Below are 24,684 nucleotides of genomic sequence, written 5' to 3'. Positions count from 1 at the left end.
AAGCTCACGAACAAAAAGTGGGGATAAGATAAATTTTCTTAGGAGGGAAGTAAAATCCCGCGTGCAATCATTCGTCAAAATCATTGTAAATCGACTGAATTTCTTCCTGAAAGAAGCCACGATAGAGAAGATAACGCTGAACTTTGGCCTTTTCTTTCCATTCAACAGGCAAAGTTTCACTAAATTTACGTTGTGCAACTTCTTTTGCCCGCTGGCACCAGTCGATCTCACTGATTTCAAAAGCGGCCTGAATTCGTTCTTTAGCGACACCTTTTTGCATCAATTCCGAATGGATACGCTGTGGCCCATATCCTTTCCGACTACGGCTATTGATATAACTGGTTGCAAAGCGGGAATCATCTAGCCAATCGTGTTGATAGCAGTAAGCGATGACTTGTTCAATCATTTGAGGGGTGATATCTGCAACAGGGTCGCTATTTTCATTGCGGGTACGTTTCCCCCAATTTCCTTTTGCTGAAAACGGCTGTACTGCCAGCTTACGGCGCACTTCAGATTCACTATGGTCACGCTGAGATAGCAATCTCATCGCGCGACTTAACAGGTCATTCATATACCCTTCTTACTTGAAGTTACCACTGTGTTAGCTGCAACTCCAATTATATTGGTTATAGGCATACCTTGAAGCCTCTATGTTCACCATCATTTACTAAAACGGCCCACTTATTGAGTGAGCCGCTTGTTAACTGCTTAATTTATCAACCAGGTCGATAACCTTGTAGATTAAAACTCTTCGCTGGTTTCGTCAGTTTCATCGGCCAAGGCTGCTACAGCCACAACAGGTTGCTCTCCATTGCCACCATTGAGTAGCATTTCACGCAATTTTTTATCCAATTCAGCGGCAATTGCCGGATTTTCTTTTAAATAATTGCTGGCATTCGCTTTACCCTGACCAATCTTGTCACCGTTGTAGCTATACCATGCACCGGCTTTCTCAATCAGTTTATGCTTAACACCTAAATCAACGAGTTCGCCGTTAATATTGATGCCTTCGCCGTAAAGAATCTGGAATTCAGCTTGTTTAAATGGCGCTGCAATTTTGTTTTTTACTACTTTAACGCGGGTTTCACTACCGACGACCACATCACCATCTTTCACGGCACCGATACGGCGGATATCCAAACGAACCGAAGCATAAAATTTCAGGGCATTACCGCCAGTCGTGGTTTCAGGGTTACCAAACATAACGCCGATTTTCATACGAATCTGGTTGATAAAGATCAGTAAGGTATTTGCATTTTTTAGGTTACCAGCAAGCTTACGCATCGCCTGGCTCATCATACGTGCCGCAAGGCCCATGTGAGAGTCACCGATTTCACCTTCAATTTCAGCTTTTGGTGTTAATGCAGCTACGGAGTCGACGATGATAACGTCAACTGCGCCCGAACGAGTCAGCGCATCACAGATTTCCAGTGCTTGCTCGCCGGTATCTGGCTGAGAACACAGTAAGTTATCAATATCTACGCCTAACTTTTTAGCATAAATTGGGTCAAGAGCATGTTCCGCATCGATAAATGCGCAAGTTTTGCCTTCACGCTGCGCAGAGGCAATAACCTGTAACGTCAGTGTCGTTTTACCAGATGATTCAGGGCCATAAATCTCAACGATACGCCCCATTGGTAAACCACCCGCCCCCAACGCGATATCAAGAGAAAGTGAACCGGTAGAGATGGTTTCAACATCCATTGAGCGGTCTTCGCCAAGGCGCATGATAGAGCCTTTGCCGAATTGTTTTTCAATTTGGCCCAGTGCTGCTGCTAACGCCTTTTGTTTATTCTCATCAATAGCCATTTTTACTCCCTCTCTGGGATGCCGGGTTGCCCCTGTCATCACCACTGAATGTTGTTTTGTGCAGGAAATTACCGCTAATTATACTGTACAATCATACAGTATCAAGCCTATTTTTACAGAAAATCATCGAATAGTGTTTGTAGTGCGAAAACAGCCGCTTGCAGCCTGACTTCGTCACGATCACCGGAGAATATTTGTTTTTTTGCACTAGCCTGACCGTCACGCGTCGCAAAAGCGAACCACACAGTGCCTACCGGTTTCTCCGCAGTGCCACCATCAGGCCCGGCAATTCCGCTTATCGATACCGCGAAGTCTGCATTAGCCGCTCGCAATGCACCCCATGCCATTTCCCGAACAACAGCTTCACTGACTGCGCCATACTCGGCTAAAGTGCTTTCTTTTACACCCAGTAAATCATGTTTTGCCGCATTGCTGTACGTGACAAAGCCGCGGTCAAAATAGGCTGAACTGCCCGCGATATCAGTCAATGCTTTAGCAACCCAGCCTCCAGTACAGGATTCAGCACAGGTCACCCAAGCAGCCCGCTGTTTAAGCTTACCCCCAATAGCAATACTGAGCTGGCGTAATTGTTTCTCGCTCATTGTTGCCCCTATTTTAGTTAATTTTCCTCTGGCCGATAATAACACTTCTTTCGCTCGTAATAGTGGCCGCTGTTAGTTATGCGAAACGTCTCGCAGGATGTAATGAAAAAAAGTACATTCCCGTACAAAGCTTTACCTCAGGGGCTTAGCTGTTAGTATCCAAATAAAGAAGATGCGACTGGCGACATTTGGAGTACCGGTAATTCACCGGCATGATGAACTTAGGACGTGACAGTGAAAAAGATTCTCAACGCCTTCTTCCCCCTCTATAGCGCGACGGTGCTGATGCTATTAGGGTCAGGTTTATTAACCACCTATATCTCGTTACGCTTGACTGCCATCCATGTTTCCGGCGCATTAATCGGGGCAATCATCGCTGCAAATTATATTGGTTTGGTGATTGGAGGCAAAGTCGGCCACTTCCTGATAGCTCGGGTAGGCCATATCCGTACCTACGTAGCCTGTGCGGGTATTATTACGGCTGCGGTATTAAGTCATGGCCTTACGGAATATATCCCTGCCTGGGTGGTTCTACGCTTGATTATTGGTCTCTGTATGATGTGTCAGTTTATGGTGTTAGAAAGCTGGCTAAATGATCAAGCGGAGTCTAACCAGCGCGGCACCGTGTTTGGCTTTTATATGGCGGCAACCTATGCCGGTATGGCATTGGGCCAGGTCGTATTGATGCTTCAACCTGAGCTGGGTTTAAGCACTCTCATGATTATTGCCTTGTTTTTTGCCCTGTGTCTGGTGCCAGTTGCATTGACGACACGCAGTAATGCTCAGCAGATGTCACCCGCGCCGATGGAGTTAAAATTCTTTATCGGTTCGATTCCCAAAGTGCTTGCTTCAACACTCGTGATCGGCATGATTGTTGGCTCGTTTTATGGTCTTGCCCCGGTTTATGCCAGCCTGCAATCGCTATCAACACAAGAAACCGGGCTATTTATGGCATTGTCTATCTTTGCTGGGTTAGTCGCACAACTGCCACTGAGCTGGTTGTCAGATCGGTATAATCGAACCCTGTTAATTCGTATTAATGCCCTCTTACTGGCATTGACCGCGCTGCCATTAGCTTTGGTTCCCCATATTTCTTTCCATTTTTTACTGGGGCTGGGGTTTATCGTCAGTATGCTGCAATTCACGCTTTACCCGCTCGTAGTCGCCCTGGCTAATGATCTGATTGAACCAGAGCGTAGAGTGTCGCTGGCGGCTTGTTTACTGATGTCATTTGGTGTCGGGGCCAGTATTGGGCCGCTTGTGGTGGGTGCACTGATTCAACCTCTGGGTGGCAATATTCTGTATGCGTTCTTTGCGTTATGCGGTGTTGGCCTCATTACACTGAGCAGGACGGTTAAACAGGATCAGGATGAATTTGTCAACGATGCTCCTGTGCCACATATGGCTATACCCGACAGCCTGGTCAGTTCTCCGCTGTCACCGGCGCTAAACCCTAGCTTTGACGAGCAAATGATCCACGATGTTATGCCGCCGCCAGACCAATCAGAAGCAGAACAAAAACCCGAAGAAAGCCTGTCAGGAGGGAGACATCAATAGTAGTAACACCAATCATGACATACATGGGGATATCAATACCTGCTGATTTCCTTAGTATTAATTAACGTCAGCAAGCTACAACAAGCCGTGATCCATTCGACGGAATAGAGTAATGCCAATCGACATACTCGATACAAATACAGTGAGCCATCTATTTCGACGCCACCCTAATGTTTTGATAAACATACAACAGGTGAAACTTTCAGATATCGGTATCTCCAGTATTACAGAAGCTGAATTGCTCTACGGAATGGTAAAACGCTAAAAACAACAGTAGCAACCTTTCTGGGCTCGGTGACCTTGTAAACCTGGGATAGTGAGGCAGCAGAATGCTACAGCAAACTACGTGCAAAAATGGAAAAGAAAGGGCATGTGATGGGGGCGCTGGATCAATTGATTGCTACTCATGCGCCCAGTATTGGAGCCATTTTAGTGACAAACGATAAAGCATTTTCTATGGCTCCAGCCTCCCCAGTAGAAGACTGGGCCAAAGAAAGCAAGGGCTAATCAGTTGGGGAAATACCCGTTAGTGGGGTATGTATTCTTTTAGCACTAGCGATATAACTCAACTGCTGCCGGTGTCACCTGCAATTCATGTTGCCAATGGGTGAGCGTCAGGGTTGCCAGTTGAGCCAGCCCTTGATAAAACGGGTGCCCGGCGTCAGATTGCAGCAAAGCCAGATAGCGATAACCCCAAGGCAGTAAGTAATCTGCCAGTAACTCGGGTAAATCGGCTGGTTGATGCTCTGCCAGCCAGGCTGCCATCATTAGCATTAAACCAAACTGATCTTCCGGCTCATCCTGATCCAATGTTACTTCCACTTGCTGCTGCGCCATCCAGTGACGCAGTTTTAAGGTGGAATCACCAAATAACACATTCTCTTTATCGAGATAAACAGAACCCCAAAGCGGCGCAGGCAAAGCATAAGGGCCAATAAACAGCCGTTGCCAAGCCTCTTCTCGCGTTTCTTCGGTTACTGATTGTGCCAGTAAAGCCGCAATAGCTAGCCGTTGCTGCTCCGAGCCATAAGGCCACTGTGCCGCCCATAAACCATGACTTAATTGCGCCACAATATCATGGCATGCCGGGCTGTCTGGCTCGCAATAAAACAGTGCGCCCAACACCCGGCCTGTCAATGCAATCTGCTGATAAATCATGTCATTCCTACCGTCATATGCAGCCCGTAAAACACGCCGCGGCCAATCAATTCAGCGACAATAATCAATAACATGACAAATATCATCCCCAGTGTCATAGGTGTGCGCCCTCGAATTAAGGGGCAAATCCAACAGCCTAATCCTAATACCAGCAACACTAAACGCCAGACCATCAAGGTGCCGTAATCAGGGATGAGCTGAGAGGCTTGCTGCACCGAGCTGTAAATCAGCGGCAAACTCGCGGCCTGCGTAATGACACTGGCGAGACTGATAATCAGCGCTAACACACTGATCATCGGCAGCTGTAGCATCGCCCGCCCATTGATATCCGCCCATTGCAGCAGTAAATAACCCAACATTGGCCCGCCAATAAAGACGGTCAGCACGAAGCCCAGCGGGGTATAAAGGTTATCCCAGGTGGGTACTGTATCAATGGAGTAAACCCGACACATGGCATAAACGAATACCACGCCCAGCATCATTGCCACCACCAACCAGATTTTACCAAGCAGCGCGGGCATCTTATCCAAAATCGCCAGCAACCAGTAAAAACCCGCTACGGCAAAGAACACCGAACCGGCGGCTATCTCATTACTCAGCGCCGATTCTCCGACCCGATTTAACGAGTTGAATGCTCGCATGGGCGAACCCAAATGCAGTGTCGAGGCAATGAAAGCCAAGGCCATCAATATCCACAACGCAAACATGCTGCGGTGAACACGCTGTTGTTGCCCACGACTCAAACCGCCAAATATCAATGCCAGCCCAAGAACAATAAAGCCTCCGACTACGCACTGCCCCAGTACCGTAAAGACCATCAGTGGCCATTCATGCCATCCCATACCCATGCTATACCTCCTTCGGATTTGCCAGATGACCGGTGGTATCTCTGACCGGGCGGCTGTTGGCATTCGGTTTCACGACAATATTCGGTAAGGTGAAATGCGCGGCAGGCAGCGGAGCAACTTCGGCCAATTCACCGTATTTCTCACGCAGCTCATCGATAGGTGCCATATCCAGCGCTCGTAATGGGCAGGAGTCGACACAAATCGGCTTCTTACCGGCGGCGACTCTCTCATAGCAGCCGTCACACTTGGTCATATGCCCTTTTGCTTCGTCGTACTGCGGCGCACCATACGGGCAGGCCATATGGCAGTAACGGCAACCGATACAAATATCCTCGTTCACTACCACAAAACCATCATCGCGCTTATGCATCGCGCCAGTCGGGCACACTTTGGTACAGGCGGGGTCACTACAGTGGTTGCAGGCAATAGAAAGATAGTAAGCGAACACATTCTGGTGCCATGCGCCGTTAGCCTGCTGCCAGTCACCTCCGGCATATTCGTAAATGCGCCGGAAGCTCACATCGGTTGATAAGTTTTTGAAATCTTTGCAAGCCAGCTCGCAAGTTTTGCATCCCGTGCACCGGCTGGAGTCGATGTAAAAACCATATTGCGTAGTCATCAGTCAGCTCCTTATGCCTTGGTAACTTGAACGAGGTTGGTATGGGATGGGTTCCCTTTAGCCAACGGAGAAGGGCGCTGTGTGGTCAATACGTTGATACTACCCGCTCTGTCGATGCGATTTTCATCCGGGCTGTACCACGCCCCTTCCCCCAGTGCCACAACGCCCGGCATCATGCGCGGCGTGACTTTGGCGTTAATCTGAACTTCGCCACGGCCATTGAATATCCGCACCATATCGCCATTTTTGATGTCGCGTTCTCTGGCATCGAGTGGGTTAATCCACATTTCCTGACGGCAAGCGGCTTTCAGTACCTCGACGTTGCCGTAAGTCGAGTGAGTTCGGGCTTTGTAATGGAACCCGGTGAGTTGTAATGGATACTTCTGGTTTAGGGGATCGTCAAAACTTTCGAATCCCGCGGCATACACTGGCAGCGGGTCAATAACATCATCCGGTTGTAGCTCCCAGGTCGCGGCAATTTGCGCTAACTCGGCAGAGTAGATTTCAATTTTGCCCGATGGCGTGGTGAGCGGGTTAGCAACCGGATCGGCGCGGAAGGCTTTATAGGCAACATGATGCCCTGCCGGATCGCGTTTTTTGAAAATGCCCTGTTCGCGGAATTCCTCAAAAGAAGGCAGTTCAGGAATGGCTTCCTGTGATTGCTGATAGAGATGACGCAGCCAGCCCTCTTGTGTGCGCCCTTCGGTAAATTGCTGCTCCACCCCCATACGTTTTGCCAACTCACGGGTCATTTCATAGATGTTTTTGCACTCAAAGCGCGGTTTGATGACCTGATCGGCGAAGATCACATATGCCATGTTGCCACTCGATGCATCGAGGCAGAAGTCCATCTGCTCGGAAGCGGTACAATCTGGCAGAATGATATCGGCATATTGAGCTGACGAGGTCATATGGTTATCGATGACCACAATCATTTCGCATTTCTTATCATCTTGCAGAATATTATGAGTGCGATTGATATCTGAATGCTGGTTAATCAGGCAGTTGCTGGCATAGTTCCAGATAAACTTGATGGGTACATCCAGCTTATCTTTACCCCGGACTCCGTCGCGGGTCGCGGTCATTTCAGGGCCGCGCTCAATGGCATCAGTCCACAAAAACATCGAAATGCTGGTTTTAATTGGATTTTCCAACGTCGGCATTCGGACAAACGGCAGGCCATAGGAACCTTCACGCGCCCCAGAATTACCACCATTGATCCCCACGTTACCGGTCAAGATAGCCAGCATGGCAATTGCGCGACTGGTATTTTCGCCGTTAGCATGGCGCTGTGGCCCCCACCCCTGCGCGATATAAGCGGGTTTCACCGAGCCGATTTCGCGGCCCAACTTAATTATTTTTGCGGCAGGAATACCGGTGATAGCCTCCGCCCACTGTGGCGTTTTGGCGGTTTTATCTGTGCCCTGCCCTAAAATATAGGCTTTATAATGACTATTCTTCGGCGCACCTTCGGGGAGGGTTTTCTCGTCATAGCCCACGCAATATTTATCGAGGAACGGATGATCCACCAGATTCTCGCTGATCATGACATAAGCCAGTGCGCAGGCCAGTGCAGCATCCGTCCCCGGCCGCAGCGGAATCCATTCATCCTCACGGCCTGCGGCGGTATCGGTATAACGCGGATCAATAACAATCATTTTGGCGTTAGACTTCTCCCGTGCCTGCTCCAGATAATAAGTGACGCCGCCTCCGCTCATCCGGGTTTCGCCGGGGTTGTTGCCAAACAACACCACCAGTTTGCTGTTTTCAATGTCTGATGGGCTATTACCGTCGGCCCAACCGCCATAGGTATAATTCAGACCGGCTGCAATCTGTGCGGTGCTGTAATCGCCATAATGATTAAGATAGCCGCCGCAGCAATTCATCAATCGGGCCAATAAGGTTGAACCCGGTGGCCACGAGCGAGTCATAGTGCCGCCTAGCGTTCCCGTGCCGTAGTTCAAATAGATGGCTTCATTTCCATACTCATTAATGATGCTTTTCATGCTGGCAGCGAGGGTATCAAACGCCTCATCCCATGAAATACGTTTAAACTTGCCTTCCCCGCGTGCGCCCACGCGTTTCATTGGGTATTTCAATCGGTCGGGGTTATACACCCGCCGACGCATTGAGCGGCCGCGTAAACAGGCACGCACCTGATGCAAACCCTCAAAATCATCGTCACCGGTATTATCCGTTTCGACGTATTTAATTTCCCCATCAACCACATGCATCCGTAGTGGGCAACGGCTGCCGCAGTTAACGGTGCAAGCACTCCATATCACTTTGCCATCATTAGCCGGGTTTATTGCAGATTGAACAGCCTGTGCGGTGCGGGAAAACGGCAGCGAAAACGCCCCGGTTGCCACGGCAAGGCCGCCGACGACTGTCGTTTGGACAAGTTTTCGGCGCGTAATTTCTGCCGTTAACAGTCGGGATTGGTTGGTCTCTTTCATAAGACTCCCACTTGGTTGCATTCCAGAAAAAGGAGAACATCGCAAAGGATGAAATCCGATTAATTCAAAAAAATGAGTTATTCAGCGGGAGGGATGGTTAAGGCAGAGCGCAGTGGCTCAGTTATAGCCGTTGTTATAGTTAGGATATTAAATCGACCTTCCCGCAGCCATTGACCCTACCCCTTTTGGGTAGGGCGGGAGTTGTTTGGTATCAATAAAGTCATGAGGATTAAACTTTCCTCATGACTTTATAACCAATTTGTGACGAATAACCGTTCTTTCAGCAAGCTTGATGATAAAGCGTCATAATCTCATCAACCGAGGCTTCACGCGGATTGCCCCCCGTGCAGACATCGGCAAAGGCTGCAACCGCCAGTGCGGGAATATCATCAGCCCGCATCCCAACAGCACTGAGAGAAGCTGGGATACCAATATCACGATTCAGTGCAAATACCGCCTGAATGGTTTGCTCGCGCACCTGATCCAGCGGCAAACTTGATGCATTATCCAGCCCCATCGCCACTGCGATTTGACGGAAGCGCTCACCGGTATAAGCCGCGTTATAGCGCATGATATAAGGCAATAAAATGGCATTAGCTACGCCATGTGGCATGTTGTAAAACGCCCCAAGCGGGTGAGCCATGCCGTGGACCAATCCTAACCCCACATTGGAAAAGCCCATACCGGCAATATATTGCCCAAGCGCCATATCTTCGCTCGCTGTGGCATCACCTTTTACTGCTGCGCGCAGGGAACGGCTGATAATCTCAATGGCTTTGAGATGCAAAGTATCGGTCAGTTCCCAAGCGCCTTTGGTCAAATATCCCTCAATAGCATGGGTTAACGCATCAACCCCGGTCGCCGCTTTTAGCGCCGCGGGCATGCTGTCCATCATATCGGCATCAATAAATGCTACGGCGGGAATGGCATGAGGATCGACGCAAACAAATTTACGCCGCCGCTCTTCGTCAGTAATCACATAATTAATGGTCACTTCCGCAGCCGTCCCGGCAGTGGTAGGGATAGCGAGAATAGGTACGCAAGGTTTACGGGTATTTGCAACACCTTCCAGACTACGCACATCGGCAAACTCAGGGTTATTGATAATAATACCAATAGCTTTGCAGGTATCCTGTGGCGAGCCGCCCCCCAGGGCTATCAGGTAATCCGCCCCACTTTGGCGAAAAACATCTACTCCTTGTTGCACAATACTGATCGTCGGATTGGGTTTAACGGCATCAAAAATGGCGAAATCCAAACCGGCCTGTTCCAGGCGACTGATTAAACGGGTCGCCACACCACATTCGAGCAGCATTTTATCCGTGACGACCAATGCTTTTTGATAACCCCGCTGGGTAACCTCATCGGTCAATGCCGCCAATGAGCCACGACCAAACCACGCCGTTTCATTTAAAATCATTCTATTCATGATTGATTCCTCAGTGTTTTTGTCCACCTGCTATTTTTAGCCACAAGCTAGTCTTCAACCCGCAAACCGTAGGTTTTGAATTTCTCCAATACCACACTGATCTCTTCTTTCGATAACACCGGCACCTCATCAACAATCGGTAAAATCGCCAGTAGCAATGTGGCCAAAACCTCCACCTCATGGGCCAACCACAGTGCTTTCGCCAGGTTTTCTTCACAAGCAATCAGGCCATGATGCTGCAACAAAGTGGCTTTACGATTTTTCATCGCCACAGCGACATGTTCAGAAAGCGCTTTGGTGCCAAAGGTGGCATATGGCGCACACGGGATATCATCGCCACCCGCAGCAGCAATCATGTAATGAATGGCAGGAATCGGACGATTTAGAATCGAAACTGCCGTGCAATGAACTGAATGGTTGTGCACCACAGCATTAGCATCGGGCCGGGTTTGGTAAACGGCCTGATGAAAGCGCCATTCACTGGAAGGAACTTTGCCCGCCTCGTGGTGACCGTCGGCATCAATATAAACAATATGTGACTCGGTGAGCTTGTCATAAGCAATACCGGACGGCGTAATCAAAAAACCCTCTTGATAGCGCACGCTAACATTACCAGCCGTTCCCTGATTCAGGCCTAAGCGGGTCATTTCAAGGCAGGTATTAATAATGTCGCGCGCCAATGCTTCTTTTTTCATTTGTTCCTCTCCTGGGATGCAAATATCTAAATGTAAAAATGCATTAAATAATGTATTGGGTTAACAATCGTGAATATGAGACATATTTTTCGCTCATTTAATTAAAGTAAAAAATGAAGCACGCAAAAGTGTGAGCCAGGTCATAAGTATTCATTGTTTAATGCCGATTTAAGTATTGTTTATTTTTATAAAATGTCCGTTTGAAAATACAATATGACTAAACGGTCAAATATCCATTTACATATATATTTATGACTAATTGACCGTTTGTGACAGAAATAAAATAATCGGTCATTAGCTGTGTGTATTTGAAACACAATTCATTTCAAACGGTCATGAATTGTTTTTATTTAAAGTGATTACCATCACAAAATATCAGCATTGAGTTATCAATGTGATTCAGCTCATACTTTTTAGCTATTTTTACCTTATAAAGAACGGGACTTAACGCAATGAGGATATTTTAATTTGGACTCAGACAATTCATGTCGACCAGAGAGAAATATCATTCATTAAACAAAAAATTTCCGTCGAATATTACGAACTTTCGAACGAGTGAAGTATCTGACGAGGGCACCATGGGAAATATTTTAATACAAACAGATAGCACCAAAATTTCCGCCTCGGTAAGTGACGAGTCGGCAAATAAAAAAAGATATCTGATTCCTTTCGCGTTGCTGTGCTCGCTGTTCTTTCTTTGGGCAGTAGCAAACAACCTAAATGATATTTTATTACCTCAGTTTCAGCAGGCATTTACGCTAACCAATTTTCAGGCTGGCCTGATTCAATCCTCATTCTATTTCGGTTATTTCCTGATCCCCATCCCGGCTGGCATCTTGATGAAAAGATTCAGTTATAAAGCGGGGATCATCACCGGTCTTCTGTTCTACGCCTTTGGCGCAGCCCTGTTTTGGCCTGCCGCAGAGACGATGGATTACACTTTGTTTTTAATCGGTTTATTCATCATCGCAGCCGGTTTGGGTTGCCTGGAAACAGCCGCCAACCCCTTCGTTACCGTATTAGGGCCTGAGAAAACCGGCCATTTTCGGATCAACCTGGCGCAGACATTTAACTCCTTTGGTGCCATTATCGCCGTGGTATTTGGGCAAAGCTTAATCCTCTCCAATGTCCCCCATCAGACACAGGAAGCATTAGATAAATTGTCGGTTGAGGATTTGAATAGTTATCACCATAGCTTGGTCAAAGCGGTACAACTACCCTATTTGATTATTGTGGCAGTGGTTATTTTTGTTGCGCTATTAATTCTTATCACTCGGTTCCCTGCAATAAAAAGCGAGTCTGATGACACGCACAATGGCTCTTTCTTTGCATCATTACCACGTTTATTAAAAATAACCCACTGGCGCTGGGCAGTATTAGCGCAGTTCTGTTATGTCGGCGCACAAACAGCCTGTTGGAGTTATTTAATTCGCTATGCTATAGAAGAACTGCCAAATGTCACACCCGGATATGCTGCTAATTATTTAACGGCCACTATGGTGTGTTTCTTTATCGGCCGATTCAGTGGGACTTGGTTAATTACCCGCTTTGCGCCTGAGAAAGTATTAGCCGCTTATGCATTAATTTCAATGTTACTTTGTATTATCTCGGCAACCTTTGGGGGACATATTGGATTATTAGCGCTGACATTATGCAGCATGTTTATGTCAATACAGTACCCTACCATTTTCTCTTTAGGCATTAAGAATCTAAATCAAGACACCAAATATGGTGCGTCCATCATTGTAATGACTATTGTCGGTGGTGGTATTGTGACACCTATTATGGGGCTGGTCAGTGATGCAGCGGGAAATATACCGACAGCAGAACTTATTCCGGCACTGTGCTTCGCTATTATTTTTATTTTCGCCAAGTTCAAAACTGTACCTACGAATTAATTTCGCGGGCGACTGATAAATTAAATTTGCTACAGAACATAAGGATCTATTATGAAAAAGACAATTCAATTACCAAAAATTGGCATTCGTCCAGTTATTGATGGCCGTAGAATGGGGGTGCGTGAATCGCTGGAAGAACAAACCATGAAAATGGCTCGTGCCACCGCAGAATTTCTGCAAGAAGTGGTGCGCCATCCGTGTGGAACCCCTGTTGAATGCGTCATTGCTGATACCTGTATTGCTGGCATGGCAGAATCTGCCGCTTGTGATGATAAATTCAGCGCACAGAATATCGGGCTGACCATTACCGTGACACCTTGCTGGTGCTACGGCAGCGAAACCATTGATATGGACCCATTCCGTCCGAAGGCTATTTGGGGCTTTAATGGCACCGAACGCCCAGGAGCCGTTTATCTGGCAGCGGCACTGGCAGCACATAATCAGAAAGGCCTACCCGCGTTCTCAATTTACGGCCATGACGTACAGGATGCCAATGACACCCGTATCCCCGCCGATGTGCAAGAAAAGCTGCTGCGTTTCACCCGTGCAGGGTTAGCCGTCGTCAGCTTGAAAGGCAAAAGCTACCTGTCACTGGGGGGCGTCTCTATGGGGATTGCCGGCTCCATCGTTGACCATAACTTCTTTGAATCCTGGTTAGGGATGAAAGTGCAAGCGGTTGATATGACTGAATTGCGCCGCCGTATTGATCACAAAATCTATGATGAGCAAGAACTGGAACTGGCGTTATCCTGGGCCGATAACAACTTCAAGTTCGGGCCAGATAAAAATGCCGAACAGTATCGCCGCTCACCACAAAGCAGCCGCGCGGTTCTGCGGGAAAGCCTGCAAATGGCCATTTGTATCCGCGATATGATGCAAGGTAACGCTAAGCTGGCAGCCAAAGGTTTTGGTGAAGAAGCCTTGGGTTATAACGCCATCGCGGCCGGTTTCCAGGGGCAGCGTCACTGGACGGATCAATACCCGAACGGTGATACCGCCGAAGCACTGTTGAACAGTTCATTTGACTGGAACGGGGTGCGTAAACCTATGGTTATCGCCACCGAAAATGACAGCCTAAATGGAGTGGCGATGCTGTTTGGTCATACCCTCACCGGCACCGCACAAATCTTTGCCGATGTGCGTACCTATTGGTCACCGGAAGCAGTATTACGGGTAACAGGGCATCAACTTGAAGGAGCAGCCGAACACGGCATTATCCACTTGATTAACTCGGGTTCCGCCGCACTGGATGGCACTTGTTGCCAAAACGATGCGCAGGGTAAACCCACCATCAAACCACACTGGCAAGTCAGCCAGCAAGAAGCCGATGCCTGTTTGGCGGCGACTGAATGGTGCCCGGCTATCCATGAATACTTCCGTGGCGGTGGCTTCTCTTCACGCTTCCTGACTCGGGGTGGTGTGCCATTTACCATGAGCCGTATCAACCTGATTAAGGGAGTCGGGCCAGTATTGCAAATTGCTGAAGGCTGGAGTGTTGAGCTGCCAAAATCGGTGCATGACACGCTGGATAAACGCACCGATTCAAGCTGGCCAACAACCTGGTTTGCCCCACGCCTGACTGGCAAAGGGCCATTCAGTGATGTGTATTCGGTAATGGCGAACTGGGGGGCTAACCACGGCGTACTGACTATCGGCCATGTGGGTGCCGACTTGATTACATTGGCATCGATGCTGCGTATTCCGGTTTGCATGCATAACGTGGAAGAAGAAAGTGTTTACCGGCCAACGGCTTGGGGTGCACACGGTATGGATATTGAAGGACAGGATTACCGTGCTTGCCAGAATTACGGCCCATTATATAAAAAATAATACGGTGTTTGAGTAAGGTCGCAGGGAAGCGGCTCTTATCAGACGGCTAATAACATCAAACCAAGAGGAAAGCCCCTTGGTGCGAGTGACAGGAGCCTTTATGAAGCGCGATGTGGTCATCGTTTTAGATTGCGGCGCAACCAACATCCGGGCGATTGCAGTCAATCCTCAAGGTGTCGTGGTGGCCAAAGCCGTTCAGCCAAACCACAGCCAGCCCGATCCGGCCAATCCGCAATGGCAATTGTGGCCGCTGGAGGGCATTTTGCAGAGTTTTGCCCAGTGCTGCCGCCAACTATTGCCGCAGATCTCTCAATGCAAGATCCACGCGGTGACCGTAACCACCTTTGGCGTGGACGGCGCTTTAGTCGACGCCAGTGGCAACATGCTGTACCCGATTATCAGTTGGAAGTGCCCGCGCACAGTGGCGGTCATGGACGATATTACCCGCTATATGTCTGCCGAAAAACTACAGCAGATATCCGGCATTGGTCAGTTCAGCTTTAACACCTTATACAAGCTAATTTGGCTGCAAGAGAATCGGCCAGATTTAGTCAAGCAGGCCCACGCCTGGCTATTTATTTCATCATTGATTAACCAGCGCCTCACCGGGGAATTTACCACGGATCGCACGATGGCTGGCACCAGCCAGTTGTTAGATGTGAAACAAGAACAATTCAGTAGCGCTATTTTACAAAAGATAGGTATTCAGGCCGATTTATTCCCTCCGATGGTCGCCGCAGGGGAAATCATCGGCCAGTTGTTACCGGGCATCGCCTCCGACCTGGGGTTACCGGCAGGTTTACCGGTGATTTCAGCCGGTCACGATACTCAATTCGCTTTATTTGGTTCAGGTGCAGATTTAGACCAACCGGTACTGTCATCCGGCACTTGGGAAATTTTGATGGTGCGCACGCCGAATGTGAATACCACCCTGCTGCCACAATTTGCCGGTTCGACCTGTGAGTTGGATAGTTGCCCGCGCTTATTTAACCCCGGTTTACAGTGGCTAGCCTCTGGCGTGTTGGAGTGGGTCCGCCAACTCTATTGGCATGACGATGCCTGTGCCAACGTTTATCAGCAGATGATTGCCGAAGCGACCACTATTGCACCCGGTGCTGAGGGCATGCGCATGGATTGTAACTTGCTGGGAAACTCGCACCATAACTTGTCCGGCGGTTGGCAAGGTGTTTCGCTGTCGAGCCGACGTGGGCACTTTTACCGATCCGCATTAGAAAGTCTTGCCTGGCAATTGAAAGATAACCTGGCGGTGCTGGAAAGGATTGGTGAGTTCCGTACTCGGGAATTGCTGTTAGTCGGTGGTGGCAGCCGCAATGCACTGTGGAACCAGATCAAAGCCGACGTGCTAAATCTGCCCGTCAAAGTTATTGATGAGTCTGAAACAACCGTGCTGGGGGCGGCGCTGTTTGCCTGGCACGCAACAGGTTATTACGCCAGTGCTGAAGAGGCCCGCGCACAGGTCAATTATCACTATCAATATTATCAGCCAGGCGACCAACAGCCGCTTTATCAGGCAATTACCGCGATGGCTGCGACTATATCGCTAAAAGGAGAGTGTCATGCTTAAAACCATCTCGCCACTGTTGTCACCACAACTGCTAAAAACATTGGCAGAAATGGGCCACGGCGATGAAATAATTTTCTCTGATGCCCATTTCCCCGCCCATGCCATTGGTAAAAATGGTGGGCCGCAAGTGATTCATGCCGATGGGCTATCGGTCAGTGCCTTGTTGCAGGCCACCATCCCTTTATTCGAATTAGACAGTTATGCCCCGCCACTGGTGATGATGGCGGCAGTCGATGGCGACACGCTGGATGCTTCAGTGGAGAAACGCTATTTACACGCCCTCTTCGGCACAGAAAACCCCTTGCCGGTAGAGCGCATTGACCGCTATGCCTTTTACCAACGCGCCGAACAAGCATTTGCGATCGTCATCACAGGAGAGACCGCCAAGTATGGCAATATTCTATTAAAGAAGGGGGTGACGCCTGTTTTTTAAATCGATGATCACGTAACCTCACGCCTTTAGCCATGTATTTAGTGCTGGTATTAATCTGGCATAAGATACATGGCATCGCTGATGGAGAAGATCATGAAAGCGTCCCGTCACCAGGAAATCCTGCAACATATCAAACAGCATGAAACGCTGACGACGGCAGACTTGGCTAACTTACTTGCGGTCAGTCAGGAAACTATTCGCCGCGACCTGAATGAACTCCAGACGCAAGGCTTGATCATCCGCCAGCACGGGCGAGCCAAAAGCATTAAACGCGCCACTAAAGACAGTGGTGATCCTTTCACCACCCGTCTGAAAAGCCATCTCTCCAGCAAAGCCAGCATTGCCGCACATGCTTTATCTCTGATTGATAGTGGAATGGTGATAGCACTGGATGCCAGTTCCACCTGCTGGTATTTAGCCAAAAAACTGCCGGATATTGATATCACGGTGTTTACCAACAGTGTGCGAATTTGTCAGGAATTGGCGAAACACCAAAATATCGAATTGATCAGTGCCGGGGGGCAGTTACAACGCAAATATGCCTGTTATGTGAATCCGGCTCTTTTTTCGTTACTGAAAACTATCGAAATTGACCTGTTTATCTTCTCATGTGAGGGTATCGATACTGACGGCATTATGTGGGATTCCAACCCATTTAATGCCGAATTCAAGACCATGATCCTTAAGCGCGCCACACAATCCATTTTGCTGATTGATAAAAGTAAGATGTGCAGAACCGGCGAAGTGAAAATCGGCACACTTGATGATGTTGAACAGGTTATTTCGAATATCGATGCTGAATAACGCCCTGTGGCGTAGTCGCCATCAGGCGGGGCAAACAATAGGGCCATAGAAATAGCCGGTACATGTGGTGCCCAATGCGGAAAAAAACTCAATGTTAAGAACACACATTGAGAAATTTAAGCGCACCACCGAGGCGCTGAACACTGTCATGTAACTGTGTGACATGCAGAATTTAGCGATAAAAAACAGGCTTATTGCAGCGTTAGATATTGGCAGTCGGTCAGTGTCCCACCATCATCCTGCCAGCACCATCGATAAGTGCGGAAAATGAGATCCACCCTTTATAAACAGGGCGGAGCCATCGCCTCGCACCGACAATCTATAGTAAAATTCTTGTTAAAGTCATATCCCCAAAGAGATTGCAGCGGCAGGTAGGCGGCAAGTAAATGACAAATCGGTCGGAGAGCGGTTTGAACAGCGCTTGTGCTGGCCCGTAGGGTGAGTGAACGCCGCTAACCCCCAGTGGCTTCAAGTTCGAAGGGGAAACAAAAAATATCGGCTTGGTTCCACTAACGATTGTTTCTGTTACCGAACACTTTCGCTAACTGATGTTGAATGTGAGAAAAATATGTCAAACAAACCGTTCCACTATCAGGATCCCTTCCCGTTAAAGGAAGACGATACTGAGTATTACCTTGTCAGTAATAATCATGTTTCGGTCACACAGTTTGAAGGCCACGACATGCTGAAAGTCGAGCCAGAAGCCCTGACTCTCCTCGCCCAACATGCTTTTCACGATGCCTCGTTCCTGCTCCGCCCCGCTCACCAAAAACAAGTTGCGGCCATTTTGGATGACCCACAAGCCAGCGAAAACGATAAATACGTAGCCCTGCAATTCCTGCGCAATTCTGAAATCTCCGCCAAAGGGATTTTACCGACCTGTCAGGATACCGGCACCGCCATTATCGTGGGGAAAAAAGGCCAGCGCGTTTGGACCGGCGGGAATGATGCCGAGGCACTGTCGCGCGGCGTATATAACACGTTCATTGAAGACAACCTGCGCTACTCGCAAAACGCGGCGCTGGATATGTACCAAGAAGTGAACACCGGCACCAACCTGCCAGCGCAAATCGATCTGTACAGTACCGAAGGTGAAGATTACAAATTCTTATTTGTCACCAAAGGCGGTGGTTCGGCGAATAAGACTTACTTGTATCAGGAAACTAAGGCTCTGCTCTCTCCGGGGAAATTGAAAGACTATCTGGTTGAGAAAATGCGCACCTTGGGTACGGCTGCCTGCCCGCCATACCATATCGCCTTTGTTATTGGCGGCACCTCGGCTGAAAGCACGCTCAAAACCGTTAAACTGGCTTCCACCAAGTATTACGATGGTCTGCCAACTGAGGGCAATGAGCACGGGCAAGCTTTCCGTGATATCCAATTGGAGCAAGAACTGCTGGAAGCCGCACAGGATTTGGGTCTGGGCGCGCAATTTGGTGGTAAATACTTTGCGCATGATGTGCGGGTGGTGCGTTTGCCGCGTCACGGAGCCTCCTGCCCAGTCGGCATGGGGGTTTCCTGCTCTGCTGACCGGAATATCAAAGGTAAAATTAACCGCAAAGGTATCTGGCTGGAGAAATTGGAGCAAAACCCAGGAAAATATATCCCTGAGCACCTGCGCCATAGCACCGAAGGCAAAGTGGTTAAAATCGATCTTAACCGCCCGATGGCCGATATCTTAAAAGAGCTGTCACAGTATCCGGTATCAACCCGCCTGTCGCTGACCGGCACTATTATTGTTGGCCGTGATATTGCTCATGCCAAATTAAAAGAACGGCTGGATAACGGCGAAGGTTTACCGCAATACATTAAAGATCATCCGATCTACTACGCGGGGCCTGCGAAAACCCCGGAAGGTTATGCTTCTGGTTCACTAGGCCCCACCACCGCTGGGCGCATGGACTCCTACGTTGATCTGCTGCAATCCCACGGCGGCAGTATGATCATGTTGGCAAAAGGCAACCGCAGCCAGCAAGTCACCGATGCTTGCCACAAGCACGGCGGCTTCTATCTGGGCAGCATTGGCGGCCCCGCAGCCGTCCTGGCGCAAAACAGTATCAAGAGTTTGGAATGTGTGGAGTACCCTGAGCTGGGTATGGAAGCTATTTGGAAGATTGAAGTGGAAGACTTCCCGGCCTTTATCCTGGTGGATGATAAAGGTAATGATTTCTTCCAGCAGATTCAGGCATCAAGATGTAATCGTTGCGGCTAAATAAACTGAGTGAAATCGGCCCTGATGATTGATATCGGGGCTTTTTTTGCGCGTAATGCTGCACATAAGGACAAATCTCACACTCTTGCTCGCAATAAAAATGTGATCATAATCGAAATTTTGTCGTCAATATTATTACCACTCAATGACTCAATTCACTTCGACAGATGCTTCGCTGTCGACTCATCAGTGGTCGCATCATTCTCCACCACACTCAACAATACATCCAGCAAGCCTGGGAAGCGGGCATCGATATCATCACGCCGCAGTGACAGCAAACTCTCGCGCCCACAAGGGCGTTGCCAGATAACACCACTTTCCCGCAGCACCCGCCAGTGATGGGTCAGCGTGGATTTAGATAAGCCGTGTACCAAAGTACCACAGGCATGTTCTCCCCCCGCTGCCAGCCTGCGCACTACTGCCAACCGCAACGGATTACCTAAAGCCGTCAGCACATTTTCCAGCCGGATCTGCTCACGCTCAGGATGATTTGCAATCATAGTATTCCTATAAATAAGTGACAGGCCAAACTGCCTGATTCGGCTACTGCGACACGCTCTTAGCGCGCGGCAATATAGCCTATTCCCCATGCTGACCCTACAAATAAGTCTAGTACTACGCTGCCACCTCAGGCATTACTCGCGGCTATTGTTGCACAATTTAAGAACTAATAATTAAATTGTACGTGTATATTCGTACAATTAGAATATACTGATCACGATCATATGAAGGTAAACAGTAACGTAAAACATAAACCAACAACTTCCCGGCAGAGCAGCAAACCGCCCGCCCCGAAATTGCCATTATCTTTTAAGGACTTAATATGGCACGTAAAACTCCTATCGAGCGCTATCGCAACATCGGTATCTCCGCCCATATCGACGCCGGTAAAACCACCACCACTGAGCGTATTTTATTCTACACCGGCGTCAGTCATAAGCTGGGGGAGGTGCATGATGGTGGTGCGACAACTGACTGGATGGCTCAGGAGCAGGAACGTGGCATTACCATTACATCGGCTGCCGTGACCTGCTTCTGGCAAGGGATGGACAGAACCTTACCCGAGCACCGCATTAATATTATCGACACCCCCGGGCACGTGGATTTCACCATTGAGGTGGAACGCTCCATGCGGGTACTCGACGGTGCAGTCATGGTGTATGACGCGGTCGGTGGTGTGCAGCCACAATCGGAAACCGTCTGGCGTCAGGCCAATAAATACCGGGTTCCACGGCTGGCATTCGTCAATAAAATGGACCGTCCGGGCGCTGATTTTTTCCGCGTACGCCAGATGATGATTGATCGTCTGAAAGCCAATCCAGTGCCAATTGTGATTCCCATCGGCAGTGAAGAGCACTTTACTGGCGTGGTCGATTTACGGCTGATGCGTGCCATTATCTGGGATGAAGCCTCTCAGGGCATGACGTTTAGCTATGAGCCAATTCCGGAAAACTTACTGGCAACCGCCAATGAGTGGCGTGAGGAAATGGCCTCCGAGGCGGCTGAAGCCTCTGAAGCGTTGATGACAAAATATCTGGAGACAGGCGACCTGACGGTGGATGAAATCACCCAAGGGCTGCGTATGCGTACCATTGCCGGCGAAATCCAGCCAATGCTGTGCGGCAGTGCCTTTAAGAATAAAGGCGTGCAACGGATGCTTGATGCGGTAGTTGAATTGATGCCCTCGCCAGTGGATATTCCGCCGGTCAGTGGCACCGATGAAGATGGCAACGACGTCAGTCGCCGCGCCGATGATAATGAAAATTTCTCGGCGCTGGCGTTCAAACTGATGACTGACCCTTACGTCGGCCAGCTAACCTTTGTGCGAGTTTATTCCGGCGTACTGAGCAAAGGTGACAGCGTGTACAACCCGATTCGCGGTAAGAAAGAGCGTATTGGCCGCATCGTCCAAATGCACGCCAATAACCGGATAGAAGTGGATGAAATCCGCGCTGGTGATATCGCCGCTTGTGTGGGGTTGAAAGATGTCACCACCGGAGAAACCCTGTGCGACCCGGATGCCGTCATTACCCTGGTGCGCATGGAATTCCCAGAGCCGGTGATTTCGCAGGCGATTGAACCAAAGACCAAAGCCGATCAGGAAAAAATGGGGATCGCGTTGCAACGGTTGGCGTCAGAAGATCCGTCTTTCCGTATTCGTACTGACGAAGAGTCCGGCCAGACCATTATCTCCGGTATGGGTGAGTTGCATCTGGAAATCATTGTTGACCGCATGAAACGTGAGTTCGGTGTCGAAGCCAATATCGGTAAACCGCAGGTGACCTACCGTGAAACCGTGCGCAAAACCGTAACCGACGTTGAAGGTAAATTCGTGCGCCAGTCCGGAGGGAAAGGGCAATATGGTCATGTGGTTTTCACCCTCGAACCACAACCCACAGGTAGCGGCTTTGCCTTTGTTGATGCGACTAAAGGCGGCGTGGTGCCGCGTGAGTTTATCGGAGCCGTCGAAAAAGGTGTGCTCGAAGCCACTAATACTGGTGTGCTGGCCGGTTATCCGGTGGTGGATGTGAAAGTCACCTTGACGTTCGGTTCCTATCACGAAGTGGATTCATCGGAATTGGCGTTTAAAATGGCCGCGATTTTTGGTTTTAAAGACGCCGCCAAACTCGCCTCACCGGTGATTCTGGAGCCAGTGATGAGTGTGGAAGTGGAGACACCAGAAGAGTACGCCGGTAATGTGATGGGCGACCTTTCCTCTCGTCGGGGCCTGGTGCAAGGGATGGAAGAAATGATCGGTGGCGGGAAAATTATCCGTGCCGAAGTGCCGTTATCCGAAATGTTCGGCTACTCCACCGTGCTACGTTCCATGTCACAAGGCCGTGCAACTTACACCATGGAGTTCAAACACTATGCCGAAGCGCCACGTAATGTTGCCGACGCCATTATTGCCGCGCGGAGTACCAAAGACTAAAGCTGAGTAAAGGTTGAATCGCAGTAAACTATAACGCCGCAGGCCATTTTAACCTGCGGCGTTTTATTGTGATGAAAAGCAATCAAATCCTCGCCGTCGCAAGATACTTTTTCATCTCTTCGCCAGGAACCATACCGCCGCCGGTTGCCCACACCAGATGGGTCGCATTGTGCATTTTTTCCGCGCTAAGATGCTGATTACGCAAATAGTCAGAACTCATACTCACCCGTGCAGGGCCTGGCATCCCAGCCAGTGCAGAAGGTTCCAATTGAATGCCCTCATCACGATTTAACAAGCCCAGCAGGGCATACATTTCAGCATCACTTAAAGTATAAAAACCGTCGAGTAAGTGTTCCATCGCACGGCCAACAAACCCTGATGCCTGACCTACCGCTAAACCATCTGCGGCGGTTATGTTGTCGATACCGATATCCTGCACAGAAATACCATCGTGCAAACCGGTGTACACCCCCAATAACATGCACGGTGAATGGGTTGGCTCGGCAAAAATACAGTGTACATGATCACCCAATGCCAGTTTCAGGCCGAACGCTACACCACCGGGGCCGCCACCCACGCCACAAGGTAGATAGACAAACAGCGGGTGATTTTCATTCACCACAATCTGCTGTTCGGCAAGCTGCCTCTTCAACCGGTTGCCCGCCACCGAATAGCCAAGGAACAGGGTTTGCGAGTTCTCATCATCAATAAAGAAACAATTCGGGTCAGATTCGGCCTCTTTACGCCCTTGCGCTACCGCCACGCCATAGTCCTGTGCATACTCAACCACGTTTACCCCATGCTCGCGGAGTTTCTGTTTTTTCCATTCGCGCGCATCGGCAGACATATGCACACTGACGCGAAATCCCAGCTTGGCACTGATGATGCCAATCGACATGCCCAAGTTACCGGTCGATCCCACCGCAATGCGATATTGGCTGAAGAATTGGCGGAAATCATCCGAGAACAATTTACTGTAATCATCGGTTTCAACTAATAAATCGGCATGTAACGCCAGCTTTTCAGCATGGGTTAACACTTCATAAATACCGCCGCGCGCTTTAATCGAACCAGAGATAGGTAAATGGCTGTCTTTCTTCAATAACAGTCGACCGCTAATTTCAACGCCGTATCGCTGTTGCAGCGTCTCTTTCATGGAGGGAATCGCCACGATATCAGATTCAATAATGCCGTGAGTCTTTTGTGTTTCAGGGAATGCCAGACACAAATAAGGCGCAAAGCGTTGCAGCCGTGCCTCGGCATCCGCGACATCGTACTCGGTTAATCCAACATACGGCAGCCCCTGCTCTAGTGTGGTAGCAAGCGGGTTAAACCAGGTCACCGTCTCTAAATTGATAAGCTTTTTGACCAAAGGGAAGCCGGCAACTAATTTATCAATGTCAGTGCTGTTCATAAAATGTCTCTTTTCGATCATATGATGTAAGGAAGCAGGAAAGTGATACCCGATGCGATAACGGCGGCGGTGGTATCATATTTAACAGACTCATTCAGTGTCATACCACCGTATTGTTTACCCGCCAGCATAACGAGTCAGTGACAATGGTGAAACCAATAACTCCGGAACTAATCGATTTATGAGCTGATATTTGGATACGCCGTTAATATCGGTGCCGCAATTATTATCGCATCCATCATGGTGACAGTGGCAGAACCCACAGCCGCATATAGAATCTACCACTTAATTCAGCAGAATTGGGTTACTGACAAACACCAATATTGAATAAAGCGCAGTACCTTTCCTCTATTAATTTCTAACGAGTGGCATAAATAGGCTTCTTCATACTTAACCATTTTCT

Annotated in this window: 20 protein-coding genes; 9 read left to right on the top strand and 11 right to left on the bottom strand. The window is 49.0% G+C overall.

Annotated elements, in window-relative coordinates; translation table 11 throughout:
* Positions 1 to 67: 67 nt before the first annotated feature.
* The 3 genes from recX to pncC all read right to left on the bottom strand — a co-directional run bounded on the left by recX (position 68) and on the right by pncC (position 2,411).
* Positions 68 to 571 carry a recombination regulator RecX gene (recX, locus tag YALDO0001_RS06800; RefSeq protein WP_004701258.1) on the bottom strand — a complete coding sequence of 168 codons (504 nt, stop codon included), beginning with the start codon at positions 569 to 571 and terminating at the stop codon, positions 68 to 70.
* A 170-nt stretch (positions 572 to 741) separates the two neighbouring features.
* Positions 742 to 1,809: a recombinase RecA gene (gene recA / locus YALDO0001_RS06795; protein WP_004701256.1), complete on the bottom strand. Its 1,068-nt coding sequence runs from the start codon at positions 1,807 to 1,809 to the stop codon at positions 742 to 744.
* Between the two features lie 113 nt (positions 1,810 to 1,922).
* On the bottom strand, positions 1,923 to 2,411 hold the full coding sequence (pncC, locus tag YALDO0001_RS06790) for a nicotinamide-nucleotide amidase (RefSeq protein ID WP_042839516.1): 489 nt from the start codon (positions 2,409 to 2,411) through the stop codon (positions 1,923 to 1,925).
* Positions 2,412 to 2,645: 234 nt separating this feature from the next.
* Here pncC and YALDO0001_RS06785 point away from each other — a divergent pair, with 234 nt between their 5' ends.
* Both YALDO0001_RS06785 and YALDO0001_RS22335 read left to right on the top strand, forming a co-directional pair.
* Positions 2,646 to 3,968, top strand: a complete 1,323-nt coding sequence (locus YALDO0001_RS06785; RefSeq protein WP_042839515.1) for an MFS transporter — start codon at positions 2,646 to 2,648, stop codon at positions 3,966 to 3,968.
* Positions 3,969 to 4,322: 354 nt separating this feature from the next.
* Positions 4,323 to 4,475 (top strand): PIN domain-containing protein, encoded by a 153-nt coding sequence (locus YALDO0001_RS22335; protein ID WP_004701250.1) that lies wholly within the window; start codon positions 4,323 to 4,325, stop codon positions 4,473 to 4,475.
* Positions 4,476 to 4,520: 45 nt separating this feature from the next.
* On the opposite strand, the gene dmsD is transcribed toward YALDO0001_RS22335, so the two are convergent.
* The 6 genes from dmsD to YALDO0001_RS06750 all read right to left on the bottom strand — a co-directional run bounded on the left by dmsD (position 4,521) and on the right by YALDO0001_RS06750 (position 11,173).
* Positions 4,521 to 5,126, bottom strand: a complete 606-nt coding sequence (gene dmsD, locus YALDO0001_RS06775) for a Tat proofreading chaperone DmsD (RefSeq protein ID WP_042839514.1) — start codon at positions 5,124 to 5,126, stop codon at positions 4,521 to 4,523.
* Complete coding sequence (locus YALDO0001_RS06770; protein ID WP_004701246.1) at positions 5,123 to 5,974, bottom strand: dimethyl sulfoxide reductase anchor subunit family protein; 852 nt, start codon at positions 5,972 to 5,974, stop codon at positions 5,123 to 5,125. The genes dmsD and YALDO0001_RS06770 overlap by 4 nt, the downstream gene beginning before the upstream one ends.
* 1 nt (position 5,975) lies before the next feature.
* Positions 5,976 to 6,593 (bottom strand): DMSO/selenate family reductase complex B subunit, encoded by a 618-nt coding sequence (locus YALDO0001_RS06765; protein WP_042839512.1) that lies wholly within the window; start codon positions 6,591 to 6,593, stop codon positions 5,976 to 5,978.
* 11 nt (positions 6,594 to 6,604) lie between these two features.
* Positions 6,605 to 9,049: a dimethylsulfoxide reductase subunit A gene (dmsA, locus tag YALDO0001_RS06760; RefSeq protein ID WP_004701242.1), complete on the bottom strand. Its 2,445-nt coding sequence runs from the start codon at positions 9,047 to 9,049 to the stop codon at positions 6,605 to 6,607.
* Between the two features lie 280 nt (positions 9,050 to 9,329).
* Positions 9,330 to 10,481, bottom strand: coding sequence for a lactaldehyde reductase (gene fucO, locus YALDO0001_RS06755; protein ID WP_042839530.1), 1,152 nt, complete (start codon positions 10,479 to 10,481; stop codon positions 9,330 to 9,332).
* A 44-nt stretch (positions 10,482 to 10,525) separates the two neighbouring features.
* A complete protein-coding gene (locus YALDO0001_RS06750) occupies positions 10,526 to 11,173 on the bottom strand; it encodes an L-fuculose-phosphate aldolase (protein WP_004701238.1) in 648 nt (215 codons plus the stop codon).
* Between the two features lie 578 nt (positions 11,174 to 11,751).
* Between YALDO0001_RS06750 and fucP the strand changes: the two genes are divergently transcribed.
* The 6 genes from fucP (at position 11,752) to fumA (ending at position 19,935) form a co-directional block, all read left to right on the top strand.
* On the top strand, positions 11,752 to 13,071 hold the full coding sequence (gene fucP, locus YALDO0001_RS06745; RefSeq protein WP_004701236.1) for an L-fucose:H+ symporter permease: 1,320 nt from the start codon (positions 11,752 to 11,754) through the stop codon (positions 13,069 to 13,071).
* Between the two features lie 51 nt (positions 13,072 to 13,122).
* Positions 13,123 to 14,901 carry an L-fucose isomerase gene (locus tag YALDO0001_RS06740; protein WP_004701235.1) on the top strand — a complete coding sequence of 593 codons (1,779 nt, stop codon included), beginning with the start codon at positions 13,123 to 13,125 and terminating at the stop codon, positions 14,899 to 14,901.
* Between the two features lie 100 nt (positions 14,902 to 15,001).
* The gene (gene fucK / locus YALDO0001_RS06735) at positions 15,002 to 16,486 is read left to right on the top strand and encodes an L-fuculokinase (RefSeq protein WP_042839511.1); all 1,485 of its coding nucleotides are present in this window, start codon (positions 15,002 to 15,004) and stop codon (positions 16,484 to 16,486) included.
* On the top strand, positions 16,479 to 16,919 hold the full coding sequence (gene fucU / locus YALDO0001_RS06730; protein WP_042839510.1) for an L-fucose mutarotase: 441 nt from the start codon (positions 16,479 to 16,481) through the stop codon (positions 16,917 to 16,919). The genes fucK and fucU overlap by 8 nt, the downstream gene beginning before the upstream one ends.
* A 69-nt stretch (positions 16,920 to 16,988) precedes the next feature.
* Positions 16,989 to 17,723, top strand: coding sequence for an L-fucose operon activator (gene fucR, locus YALDO0001_RS06725; protein WP_004701227.1), 735 nt, complete (start codon positions 16,989 to 16,991; stop codon positions 17,721 to 17,723).
* A 568-nt stretch (positions 17,724 to 18,291) separates the two neighbouring features.
* Entirely contained in the window at positions 18,292 to 19,935 is a 1,644-nt protein-coding gene (fumA, locus tag YALDO0001_RS06720; protein ID WP_004701223.1) for a class I fumarate hydratase FumA, read from the top strand.
* A 155-nt stretch (positions 19,936 to 20,090) separates the two neighbouring features.
* Here fumA and YALDO0001_RS06715 read toward each other — a convergent pair whose 3' ends face one another.
* Positions 20,091 to 20,435: an ArsR/SmtB family transcription factor gene (locus tag YALDO0001_RS06715; protein WP_004701222.1), complete on the bottom strand. Its 345-nt coding sequence runs from the start codon at positions 20,433 to 20,435 to the stop codon at positions 20,091 to 20,093.
* A gap of 323 nt (positions 20,436 to 20,758) precedes the next feature.
* Here YALDO0001_RS06715 and fusA point away from each other — a divergent pair, with 323 nt between their 5' ends.
* Entirely contained in the window at positions 20,759 to 22,867 is a 2,109-nt protein-coding gene (gene fusA, locus YALDO0001_RS06710; RefSeq protein WP_004701220.1) for an elongation factor G, read from the top strand.
* Between the two features lie 82 nt (positions 22,868 to 22,949).
* Here fusA and dsdA read toward each other — a convergent pair whose 3' ends face one another.
* Positions 22,950 to 24,281, bottom strand: coding sequence for a D-serine ammonia-lyase (gene dsdA / locus YALDO0001_RS06705; RefSeq protein ID WP_004701219.1), 1,332 nt, complete (start codon positions 24,279 to 24,281; stop codon positions 22,950 to 22,952).
* Positions 24,282 to 24,684: the final 403 nt, after the last annotated feature.

It is taken from the genome of Yersinia aldovae ATCC 35236 (assembly GCF_000173735.1).
GTDB classification, from domain to species: domain Bacteria; phylum Pseudomonadota; class Gammaproteobacteria; order Enterobacterales; family Enterobacteriaceae; genus Yersinia; species Yersinia aldovae.
The sequence above is the reverse complement of the archived record's forward strand: the minus strand, read 5'-3'. Positions and strand labels throughout refer to the sequence as shown.